The organism is Janthinobacterium saanense (assembly GCF_014200675.1).
Classification (GTDB): Bacteria; Pseudomonadota; Gammaproteobacteria; order Burkholderiales; family Burkholderiaceae_D; genus Janthinobacterium.
The window spans coordinates 195,347-207,616 of sequence record NZ_JACHCI010000003.1 but is presented as its reverse complement, the minus strand read 5'-3'; the positions used below and the strand labels follow the sequence as shown (position 1 = coordinate 207,616).

Sequence of the window (12,270 nt, the reverse complement as noted above, 5' to 3'; positions counted from 1 at the left end):
ATAGTAGCGCCAGGCGACGGCACGCTGTGCGCCGCCTGGCTGGCAAGGTTTTACAGTTGTATGCCGCGCGGAATCGCGCTCAGCAAGGTTTGCGTATAAGGATGGACAGGGTTGCGGTACAACTCATCCGAATCGGCCATTTCCACCACCTGCCCCTTGTGCATCACCATCACCTGGTCGGCGATGTATTTCACCACCGACAAATCGTGCGAGATGAAGATGTAGGACAGGCCAAATTCATCCTGCAAATCCTGCAGCAAATTCAGCACCTGCGCCTGCACCGACACGTCCAGCGCCGACACGGATTCATCGCAGACCAGGATTTCCGGCTGCATCGTCAGGCAGCGGGCAATCGCAATACGCTGCCGCTGGCCGCCGGAAAACTCGTGCGGATAACGGTGGAAAGCCTGTTCCGGCAAACCCACCTTGTCGAGCAGCCAGTAAGCCTTGGCGATGCGTTCCTTGTCGTTCGCGCCGATGCTGTGGATGCGCATCGGTTCGAGCAAAATCTGCCCCACCGTAAAACGCGGGTTCAGCGAGGCATACGGATTCTGGAAAATGATCTGGATGCGGCGTTTATAGGGCAGGTATTCCTTGTTTGGCATGGAAATCAAATCCTTGCCGTGGAACATGGCCGTGCCGCCGGTGGCCTGATGCAGGCGCAGCAGGGTCAAGCCCACCGTGGTCTTGCCCGAGCCCGATTCACCCACCACGCCCAGCGTCTTGCCGCGTGGCAAGGTAAACGACACATCCTTGACGGCCTGGAACTCGCGCTTGCCGAACCAGCCATCGCGCAGATAAAAACTTTTACTCAGGTTTTTTACTACCAGCACCGGTTCGTCGCCTGGCGTGTAGCCGCGCGTGCGCTGCGCGGTTTCGACGCCGGGGCCGGCCTTGCCTTCCATATAGTCGGCGATCACCGGCAAGCGCCATGGCCGCTCGTCCAGTGACGGGCGGCAATGCAACAGGGCTTTGGTATAAGCATCGGTGGGCGCTTCAAACACTTGCCGCACTTCCCCCGTCTCGCGCACTTCGCCGTGGCGCATGACGATCACGTGGTCGGCGATCTCGCCCACCAGGCCCAGGTCATGGGTAATGAAGAGCACCGACATCTGGTGTTTCTTTTGCAGCGCGGCGATCAAGTCCATGATCTGCTTCTGGATCGTCACGTCGAGCGCGGTGGTCGGCTCATCGGCGATCAGCAGTTTCGGTTCGCAGGCAATCGCCATGGCGATCATCACGCGCTGCTGCTGGCCGCCCGACATCTGGCTGGGGTAGGCGTCGATCTTGCTGGCAGGATCGGGAATGCCCACCTCTTCCAGCAGTTCCAGGGTACGCGCACGGGCCTGCTTGCGGTTCATGCCCATGTGCTGGCGCAAGACTTCGGCGATCTGGAAACCCACCGTGAACACCGGGTTCAAGGACGACATCGGCTCCTGGAAAATCATCGAGATATCCTTGCCGCACATATTGCGGCGCTCGGCAATCGACAGTTCCAGCAGGTTGCGCCCGCCGAAATGGATGCTGGAAACAGGATCGATGATGGTATTGTCTGGCGGCAGCAGGCCCATCACGGCCAGCGAGCTGACGGACTTGCCGCTACCCGATTCGCCCACCAGCGCCACGGTGCTGTTGCGCGGCACGTCAAACGAAATGCCTTTGACAGCTTCAAAGGTGTTCTTCTTGTCCAAGCGGAAGGTGACGCGCAGATTGCGCACTTCCAACAGGTTATTCTGGTCCATGAGCAACTCCTATTTCACTTTGGGGTCGAGCGCATCGCGCAAGGCATCGGTAAACAGCGAGAACGCCGTCACCAGCACGGCCATCGCCGCAGCGGCAGCTGTCAGTTGCCACCACTTGCCCAGGATCAGTTCATTTTGTGCTTCGTTGAGCATGCTGCCCCACGACACGGTGCCCACCGGCACGCCAAAACCGAGGAAACTCAAGATCACTTCGGCCTTGATGAAGCCCACTACCAGGATCGACATCTGCACCAGCGCCACATGGCTGATGTTGGGGAAGATGTGCGAAAACATCTTGCGCCAGTGCGAGGCGCCGATGGCGTCGGCCGCCATCACGTACTCGCGCGCCTTGTGCTTGATGTACTCGGCGCGTATCAAACGGTAAGGACCGGTCCAGCCCGTCAAGCCGAGGATCAGCACGATGGTCAGCACGCCTTTTTGCTGCAGCACGGCTGCCACCGTCAGTATCATCAGGATCGATGGTATCGAGGTGAAGATGCTGTAGAACCAGTTGAAGAAGTCATCGACAAAACCGCCGAAATAACCGGACACGGCGCCAAACACGGTGCCCAGCACGACCGCCAGCAAGGCCGCCACCAGGCCCACCACGATCGACGTTTCGCCGCCCTTGATGGTTTTATCGATCACGTCGTGGCCCCATTTATCGGCGCCAAACGGCAAGGTGGAGGCCTTGTGGGCGATGATCTTTTTGGTCTTGCCCATGCTGGCGCGCAAGGCCGTCAAGTCGTCGGCCAAGGGATCTGTCACGCCGTACATCTCGACGCCGGCGGCCGGATTGCTGCCCATCTGTGCGCGCAGTTCGGCGATGTCGTCGGCCAGCGGATCGAGCACGTTGACCGGGGTCGGCGTGCTGTGTTCATCGGCGGCATGCACCACGCCATCGACGCCGTCTATGCCAGCGTCCGTATCGGCGCCGATAAAAGTAGGCGGCGCATAGCTGAGCGCCACCTCGTCTTCCCAGTTGGCGCCCACCAGGCCGCTAGCCGATGCAAGCATCAATAAAAAGAAGGCGCCGACAACCGCCAGCGAGACCATTGCTACCTTGTCGCCGCGCAAACGGCGCCACGCCAGTGCCCACAAGCCGGGCGAAGTATGTGTATTCGACATCATTTCTTTCTTACTTCAGTTGTACGCGTGGATCGACCGCCTGGTACAGCAGGTCGGTGAGCAGATTGAAGAGCATGGTGGCGGCGGCGACATACACGGTGATCGCCTTGATCACCGGAAAATCGCTACGCTCGACGGCCAGGATCACTTCACGCCCGATGCCGGGGATGCCAAAGAAACGCTCCAGCAGGAAGGCGCCGATCAGCAGCGCCGGCAAGTTCGACATCACATAGGTAATGATGGGAATGGCGGCATTGCGCAGCACGTGGACCCACATGATGCGCCCTTCGGAGAGGCCCTTGGCGCGCGCCGTGCGCACGTAATCCTGGTTCGCTTCATCGAGCACGAAGGTGCGGAACAGACGCAGGGTCGGTGCAATCGACACGGCCAGGCCGATCAGGATGGGCAAGGTGGAATAGCGCAGCAGGTTTTCCCAGAAACTGTCGCCCCAGCCTTGCACGGGGAACAGGCCCAGCTTGTAGGCAAAGCCGTACTGGAACACGATGATGTAGACCAGGATGCTGATCGACATGCCCACCGTGCAGGCGATCATGACGGCGCGGTCGGTCAGCGAGCCGCGCACGAAGGCGATCGCCAGCGCCAGCGCCACGCCGAAAAACGTTTCCAGCACGGTCAGCGGGATCAACACCATCATCGATGGTCCCAGGCGCGACGTGATGATGTGCGAGACCGTCTCGCCGGTGGCCCAGCTCTGACCAAAGTCAAAGGTGACGATCTGCTTGATGAAGATCCACAGCTGGATGTAGTACGGCTGGTCGACACCCAGCTGGCGGCGGATGTTGGCGATGCTTTCCGCATTCGACATCTTGCCGGCCAGGATGTAGGCAGGGTCGCCACCCACCCAGTTAAACAATATAAACACCAGCAAGACCACGCCCAGCATGGTCGGCAGCATCTGCCACAGGCGGCGCAGGATATAAGCAAACATTCTATTTCCTTGTTGTTATAAGGCGCGCTTATTTGGCCGCGGCCTTGGCAGGGGCGGCGGCAGGAGCGGTGGCAGGACCGTTCGCATTATCGATGTCCATATATGCCCATTCCTGGAACAGGATAGGGTGCTTCTTGTAGCCCAGCACGTTCTTTTGCGCCAGCATATTGCGGTAGCGCGCGTAGCCGATCAGGGAGCCGGCATTGACTTCCAGGCGGCGCGCCATCTTGTGGTAGAGCTCATCGCGCTCCGGGCTGGCCGGCATCGATTGGCTGGTTTCGTACCACTTGTCGTACACGGGATCCTGGTAGCAGCCATTGTTGTTCTGGTGCGAGTTCGGGCCATAGAACAATTGCATGAAGTTATCGCCGTCCGGGTAATCGGCCAGCCACGGCGCCGTGCGGGTCTGCATCTTGCACTGCTTTTCCGTTTTCAGGATATCGGAAAAGATCATGCGATCATTTTCCATGCGGATACCGATCGAGTTATAGGTCTTGCGCCACATTTCCGCCTGCAGCACGCCATTGGCTTCGTTGCGCGAAGCGTAGCGGATTACCAGTGGTTTGCCATCAGGCAAGGTACGCCAGCCATCTGGACCCTTTTTGTAGCCGAACTTGTCGAGCAGCTTGTTGGCCAGCACGGGATCGTATTGCAGCAAGCTTTTATAGTGCGGATCGTAGCCGACCACGCCCGGTGGAATCGGATAGTCGAGGCGCTTGGCCTGGCCATTCCAGATGATGCGGATTTCTTCGTCGATATTGTGCGCCATGGCAATCGCGCGACGCAGGGCAATCTTTTCCTTGCTGAAACCACCGAGCACCGGGTCTTCCATATTCCAATAGTAATAACTGATTTCCGGGTCCAGCAGACGCGACAGTTGCACGCCCTTCTCTGCCAGTTCCGGACGCAGCTTGCCGTTCAGCAGCGCTTTCGGCGCCAGCGGACCGTCCAGCCAGAACACATCCGTGCCGCCGCTCTGGAAGGACAGCCAGCGCGACTGGTCTTCCGTCATGACGGTAATTTCAATGCGGTCGATGGCGGGTATCGATTTACCCTGCATCTGGCGCACAATGCGCTGGTCGTCGGGATCATCGCTGGGCAGGAAATTCCATTTTTCCGGCAGGTGCAGCGGATTCTTGTTCAGCACGATGCGGTTGCCGCGCACCCATTCGCCTAGCGTGTAATAACCGGTGCCGACCGGGTTAGACGCCACTTCGCCTTTGACGTCGCCATACTTTTCCACCACTTCGTGCGCCACGGCGGCGGTCGGCACATAGGCCAGTATCATGGGAAAATTAAAATCGGTCTTGGTGAGCGTGATGCGCAGGGTGTAGGGGTCGAGAATTTCCAGGCCGGCCACTTTTTTGCTGTAATCGAGCTTGTTCGTTTTGGCGGCGTCCTTGGCCAGATCATCGAGACCGACCACCTTGCCTTCGAACAACCAGGTGTGCGGTGAAGACAAACGCGGATCGAACAAACGCTTCCATGAATACACATAGTCGGCCATGGTCAGTTCACGGCGTTTGCCGCCAAACGCCGGGTCGGGCGTAAACAAAATGCCTTTTTTCAGATGTATCGTATAGGTCTTGCCGTCGCTGGACACTTCCGGCATGGCCGCGGCGGCGGCAGGCACCACCTTCACGGGGCGGGCCAGATAATCATAGGTGTACAGCGTGTCGAAAACAGCCTGGGTGATATGGTTGGAATATAAATCGCGCGCGGTGGCCGGGTCAAAACCCGTTTCGGCAGCCGGCAAAATATAGCGCAAGGTTTTCACCGGCGTCGCTGCTGCCGGGGCATCGGCAGCGCTGGCGGCCAACGGCAATGCCCCCAGACAGGCCAGCAGCGCCAGGCGCCGCATCCATGCTAACTTCATGTCATACCCTTCATCTTGATTGTCTGCTGCACCGTATTGGTGCACTTTACTGGCATTACCCTGGGATACAGGGAAGAGCCGCTAAAACCAGTCCATTTACGCAAGATCTATGCCTTGTTTCCAGCTCGACAAGCCCGGTGTCCTGACTGCCTGAAAAACGCGTAACGATAACGCATATTTTGCCCGCCGGGCGAAAAGACCAGCCTCTTCCGGTCAGCGGCATCACCACGCGTCCCAGCACGATATCAATTTGCTGCGCCGCAATAGTGCAGCATTTTTTCGCCATGGCCGCGTATTGGTAAAAACCCTTATACGCAAGAATAGAAATCTTTTTGATATCTATGATGAATACGAATATTGCGTCGCAACATAAAAATATTTACATTTATAACAATGGTCAAAGGTTACAAATTTGAGTGTTGTTTTCAACATGAATTGACATAGTTGCTCGTTGACAGCACTTCTCGCCTAGTGGTCTTATGAAAAAGCGGCAACTAAAAAGACGCCGTTTTTTTCCATAGTGATTGCCGACGCAGCAATCGTGTTTCATACAAACAGTGACACCCGCATAGCGGGTAATCACGATCACTTCGGGGTTTTTGAGAATGATGATGGAAACAGTAATATCACGCTCCGTACGCCTGATTTTTTCAGGCAGCATTGCAGCGCTCAGTCTGGGTCTGATAGCAGCACCGGCAATGGCGCAAGACGCCAATGTCCAGCGTGTGGAAATTACCGGCTCGAGCATCAAAAGGGCCACGGCGGAAACCGCGTCACCGGTTCAAATCATCAGCCGCGACGACTTGCTGAAATCAGGCAAGGCCACCGTCGCCGAATACCTGCAGACGCTGACAGCCGATGGCGCCGGTTCCCTGCCGACCGGTTTCGGTAACGGCTTCGCCGCTGGCTCGACCGCCATTTCGCTGCGCGGCCTGGGCGCCACCTCGACCCTGGTACTGCTGAATGGCCGCCGCATGGCGCCGTTCGCCCGTGCCGACGATGGACAAAAAAGCTTCACCGACCTCTCTACCGTGCCGATGCAGATCGTCGAACGTATCGAGATCCTGAAAGACGGCGCCTCGTCCACCTATGGCGCCGACGCCATCGCGGGCGTGGTCAACATCATCCTGCGCAAGGACTTCGAAGGCCTGACCTTGAAAGCCGATACCGGCATTTCCGGTTATAGCGATGACAAGCAGCATCGTGCCTCGCTGACCTTCGGCAAGGGCAATCTGGACGAAGACAAATACAACTTTGTGATCAACGCCGAATACACCAAGTCGGACATGTTGATGAACAAGGACCGCTCCGACCGCAAATGGATAGGTAAGGCTGATCTGCGTCCATATGGCTACCCGATCGGCACGCAGTTCGCCGGCGGCTACATCAATGGCACCAACGACGCGAATGCCGCGCCGACTGGCCTGATCCGCGATCCGAATACGCTCAACTACGTGTCGCTGCCAGGCTGCTCCACCCTGTCGGTATCGTCGCCACAAGACCCGAAAGGCGGCTGCCTGTGGCACCACGACCAGTTCCGTTCGATGCAACCGAGCATAGAATCGGTCAATCTGTACACGCGCGGCACCTGGCAAGTCAATTCCGACACCCAGGTCTATGCGGAAGCAGGCTACTCGAAACGCAATACGGCATTTACGCTGATCCCGCCATCGATCACGCCGACCATCGCTTTCCCGCCCAACGCCTCCAATCCTAACGGCGTGATCAATTACGGCTCCGGCGCTGGCACCACCATCGTACTGGCAGCGAACCACCCGCAGAATCCGTACGGCGTACCGGTACGCGTGCGCTACCAGGCATTTGATGTCGGCCCAAGCACGCGCCAGGCCAACAACGAATTCAACCGCATCGTGCTGGGCATCAAGGGATCGGCCATGGGCTGGGACTACGATGCGGGCTACACGCATTCGGAATCGAAGCTGCATCTCGATTACAGCAATATGCTCAATATGGCGGTCGTCAAAGATGCCCTGGGCAATCCGAACAGCAAATACTTCCCCTACTATATCGGTGCACAGGCAGGCAAGAATCCCGCCTCGCTGTACGCGGCCATGGTGACGAATGCGACCTCCGATTCCACCACCAAACTCGACATCGTCGACTTCAAGGCCTCGCGGGAACTGATGCAATTGCCGGGCGGCGCCCTGGGCCTGGCAGTCGGCGCCGAACATCGCCGTGACAAGCTGGACAATCCTTCCCTGTCCGGCACGCAAGACGGTTCGATCAACTCCAGCTATGTGGCAGCCAAGGGCGACAGCAAGGTATCGGCCGTCTTCGTCGAAGTGCTGGCGCCGGTGATCAAGACGGTCGAACTGTCGGGCGCTCTGCGTTACGACAAATATGACCGTTTCTCGTCGACCACGCCGAAGCTGGGCGCCAAGTGGACCCCGCTGAAAACCTTTGCACTGCGCGGCACCTACTCGGAAGGTTTCCGTGCACCGGGCCCTGCAGAAAGCAATGCCGATTCGCAATCGACGGGCACCTCGACCGTGAGCGATCCGATCCGCTGCCCGAACGGCAAGCCACTGGCCGGCGCGACGCTGACCGACTGCGCCATCCAGGTCGCGGCCGTGAAGATCGGCGATCCCAACTTGCAGCCAGAAAAATCGAAAGGCTACACCCTGGGCCTGGTATGGGATCCGTTCAACGATACCAGCCTGTCGCTCGATGGCTGGAAGATCAAGCGCAGCAACGAGATCAATCCGCTGCCGTACAACGAAGCGGCCGCCCTGCCGACCGCTATCCGCGCCGACAACAACCTGACGATCAATGGCGTGGTCGTGCCGAACACGGGCACCTTGCTGATCACCAAGGCGCCCTACCGCAATTCCAGCTTCACGGAAGTCAAGGGTATCGACCTGGACGTCAAGCAGCGCGTGCGCCTGGGCGACTACGGCCGCGCCACGTTCGGCCTGACCTGGAGCCACGTCGCTTCGTGGGTACGCGCCGAGTCCGCCACGGTGCAATACCAGTTCGCCGGCACGCATGGCAACTGCGACACGTCCAACTGCGCCGGTACGCCGAAAGACAAGATCAATCTCACCGGCTCGTGGGACATCGGCAACTGGAATTTCAGCGGCGTGCTGAACTATCGCTCCGACATGAAAAACATCCTGTATGAAGGTGCAGGCTGTGCTTCCAAGCTGGCGAACGGCGCCGATGCACCTAACGGTTGCAAGATCGCTTCCTTCACCACGCTCGATCTGTCGACCCGCTGGAACGTCAGCAAGCAGCTGCAACTGTACGCGTCGATCAATAACGTGACCGACAAGATTGCACCGCTTGATCCATTGACCTACGGCGGCATGAGCTACAACCCGATGGATGCGAGCGGCGCCATCGGACGCTACTTCAAAGTGGGCGCCAGCTACAAGTTCTTCTAAGCGCTTACAGGTCCCAAACAAAAGGCGGTGAGCAATCACCGCCTTTTTTTACGGCGCCGCCATCCTGTGCGGCCAAGCATAGATAAAAATAAAATAAGTATATTTGATAATCATTTGTCTAAAATCATGCTAAATATCGCTATCTGTTGTTTAACTGCACAATCCACACACAGTTGTTGACAAGATAATTTCCAATTTATTACATTTGAGAAATTGAAAAGATATAAACAATTTAACCCCACTTTTCAATGATCTCGGACATGCCACCCCGGATGACCGTTCTTGCCCCTTTAGCCAACCGCTTTATCTGGAGTCTTGAACATGCTTAGAGAAATACGCTTGTCCCGTTCCATTCGTTTGATCTGCGCCAGCGGGCTTGCCGCCGGTTTGTTCAGCCAGCCGGCACTGGCGCAAGACAGCGGCGACAGCCCTGGCCTGCAAAGGGTCGAAGTCACCGGTTCATCGATCAAGCGCCTGGTCTCTGAAACGGCCACGCCGCTGTCCATCATCAAGGCCGAAGAATTCGCCAAGCAGGGCTTGACCACGGCCCAGGAAGTACTCAGCAAGATACCCTCGAACTCGTCGAGCATGGGCAGCGGCAATGCCGTCGGCGGCAATACCAGCGGCTTGCCCACGGGCGGCCAGGCCAGCGCCGATTTGCGCGGGCTGGGCGGCGACAAGACGCTGGTTCTGCTGAACGGCCGGCGCATCGCCAACCACCCGTATGACGGCGCCAGCGTCGACCTGAACATCATTCCCATCGCCGCACTGGACCGTATCGAAGTACTGCGCGACGGCGCCTCGGCCATCTACGGCACCGACGCGATTGGCGGCGTGATCAACTTCATTACCAAGCGCTCGATCAACGTCACCAACATCACGGCGGAAGTGGTGGCGCCCCAGCACCAGGGCGGCGGCGAGCACCGCGTGAATCTGTCGACCGGCTTCGGCAAGCTCGACGGCGATGGCTACAATATTTTTGGCGTCGTCGATTACCACAAGCAAAACGTGCTGACCTCGCAAGACCGCGATTTCTCCAGGACGGGCGTGATTCCCTCGCGCGGCTTGTCTGTCACCAGCGGCACCACCTTCCCTGGCAATTATTTTGATGCGGCAGCCAACAAGGGCGATGGCCTGGCCGGCAATCCGTATGCGGCCACGGGCTGCAACCCGCCACTGTCCGCGCCGGCCGCCAACGGCACTTGCCGCCAGGATTACACGCGCCAGATCGATGATTTGCCGGCACAGGAACAAGTGGCGTTCTTCGGCAAGGGCGCTTTCAAGGTCGGCGATGGCCATCTGGCCACCGTGGAATACTTGCATTCAGAAAACAAGGTCAAGGCGCGCACGGCGCCACCGCCGCAAACTGGCCTGATACTGCCAAACAGCAGCAAATATTATCCGGGCAATAGTGGTGGCGTACCGGCACAAGCTGGCTTGTCGGGACAGCCGCTGAGCGTCAACTGGCGCCCCATCGAAGCGGGCCAACGGCAAATCGATTCGGACGGCAAGGCGGATCGCCTGGTACTGGCGCTGGAAGGGGAACTGGCCGGCTGGGATTACAAGACGGGCTTGAGCCACGCGGTCAGCAAGTCGTCGGAAAAATTTACGGGCGGCTATGTGCAGGACGCCTCGTTTGCAGCCGGCGTCTTGAATGGCATCTTGAATCCTTTCGGTCTGCAAGACGCCGCCGGCAAGGCTTACCTGGACAGCACGGCGCTGCGTGGCGAGGTGCAGAACGCCAAGGTCACCACCACCGGTTTCGATATCAAGGGGAGCCGCGAGCTGACGCAGCTGGCCGGCGGACCGCTGGCCATCGCGCTGGGCGCCGAACTGCGGCGTGAAAAAGCCGAGTTCAATGTGAACCGCGATATCGCCGGCCAGGCGGCCAGTTCCGGCTTGTCCGGCTCGCTGTCGAAGAACGGTTCGCGCGATATCGAAGCCTTCTTTGGTGAGCTCAACCTGCCGTTGGTCAAGGATCTGGAAGTGCAGCTGGCGGCACGCTACGACCACTACAGCGATGTGGGCAGCACCACCAATCCGAAACTGGGCGTACGCTACCAGGCCAGCCCGCAACTGGTGCTGCGCGGGTCGGCCAGCACGGGTTTCCGCGCTCCTACCCTGTTTGAAAAGAACGCGCCACCGTCCAAGAACGACACCAACGATAGCTATAGCGATCCGGTGCTGTGCCCGGGCGGCGTGGCGCAACCCGGTTCCAACCCGCTGCGCGACTGCGATATCCAACAGTACAAGCTGCAAGGTGGCAATGAAAAGCTGAAACCGGAAAAATCCACCACCTTTGCCTTCGGCGTGGTGCTGGAACCGACCAGGGACGTGACCGTCGCCATCGATTACTGGAACATTCATTTGAAGGACAAGATTGCCGCGCTGCCCGAGCAATCCATCTTCGGCGACTACCAGCGCTACAAGGCCTTGTTCCTGCGTAATCCCGATGGCTCGCCGTATGCGATTCTCGACTTGAACGACAATCTGGGCGAGGTCAAGACGGACGGCATCGACATCAGCGTCAACGCTCGCCTGGGACGCAGCAGCTATGGCGATTTCAGCCTGTCGGTCGACGGCACCTGGACCCACAAATATGACTACCAGAACGAGCGCGGCGGCGAATTCATCCACAATGTGGGCCGCTACGCGGACAACAATCCCGTGTTCCGCTGGAAGCACACGGCGACCCTCAACTGGCGCCTGGGCAGCTGGGGCGCAACCCTGTCGCAATCGTTCAAGTCCGGCTATACGGACCAGAACAACGTGGCCCCTCAATACCAGCAGGATGTGCCTACCTACAGCTTGTTCAATCTGTCGGGCAGCTATACCTGGAAAGGTTATCAGTTGATCGCGGGTGTGAAAAACTTGTTTGACAAGCAACCGCCATTCTCGAACCAAGGCACGCTGTTCCAAAAAGGCTATGACCCGCGCTACACGGATCCGATCGGACGCGCCTACTACGTACGCGGCAGCTACACGTTCTAAGCAAGGGTTTACTGGAGAGAAAATAGACAGGACCGGCAAGCAGTTGCCGGTCGCACAAGAACGGCGCCCATCAGCGATGATGTGCGCCGTTTTATTTTACGCGTCTGAACACGGCTGGCAAGAGTACACGATATTTTATTGCTGAAGGATTATAAAAAGAACAGTGTTTCGTTGCATTTC

General features: G+C 58.3%; 6 protein-coding genes. 2 read left to right on the top strand and 4 right to left on the bottom strand.

What is annotated here, in order from left to right; translation table 11 throughout:
• Positions 1 to 50: 50 nt before the first annotated feature.
• Genes HDE72_RS05995 through HDE72_RS05980 form a run of 4 tightly spaced genes read right to left on the bottom strand, consistent with a single transcriptional unit; the run spans position 51 to position 5,695 of the window.
• Positions 51 to 1,742: an ABC transporter ATP-binding protein gene (locus HDE72_RS05995; RefSeq protein WP_183737934.1), complete on the bottom strand. Its 1,692-nt coding sequence runs from the start codon at positions 1,740 to 1,742 to the stop codon at positions 51 to 53.
• Between the two features lie 9 nt (positions 1,743 to 1,751).
• On the bottom strand, positions 1,752 to 2,873 hold the full coding sequence (locus HDE72_RS05990) for an ABC transporter permease (protein ID WP_183737932.1): 1,122 nt from the start codon (positions 2,871 to 2,873) through the stop codon (positions 1,752 to 1,754).
• 7 nt (positions 2,874 to 2,880) lie between these two features.
• Positions 2,881 to 3,819: an ABC transporter permease gene (locus HDE72_RS05985; RefSeq protein WP_183680874.1), complete on the bottom strand. Its 939-nt coding sequence runs from the start codon at positions 3,817 to 3,819 to the stop codon at positions 2,881 to 2,883.
• Positions 3,820 to 3,847: 28 nt separating this feature from the next.
• Positions 3,848 to 5,695 carry an ABC transporter substrate-binding protein gene (locus tag HDE72_RS05980; protein ID WP_260176533.1) on the bottom strand — a complete coding sequence of 616 codons (1,848 nt, stop codon included), beginning with the start codon at positions 5,693 to 5,695 and terminating at the stop codon, positions 3,848 to 3,850.
• Positions 5,696 to 6,306: 611 nt separating this feature from the next.
• On the opposite strand from HDE72_RS05980, the gene HDE72_RS05975 reads away from it, so the two are divergent.
• Complete coding sequence (locus tag HDE72_RS05975; protein WP_183737930.1) at positions 6,307 to 9,099, top strand: TonB-dependent receptor; 2,793 nt, start codon at positions 6,307 to 6,309, stop codon at positions 9,097 to 9,099.
• Positions 9,100 to 9,420: 321 nt separating this feature from the next.
• Positions 9,421 to 12,090, top strand: coding sequence for a TonB-dependent receptor (locus tag HDE72_RS05970; RefSeq protein WP_183737928.1), 2,670 nt, complete (start codon positions 9,421 to 9,423; stop codon positions 12,088 to 12,090).
• Positions 12,091 to 12,270 lie beyond the last annotated feature (180 nt).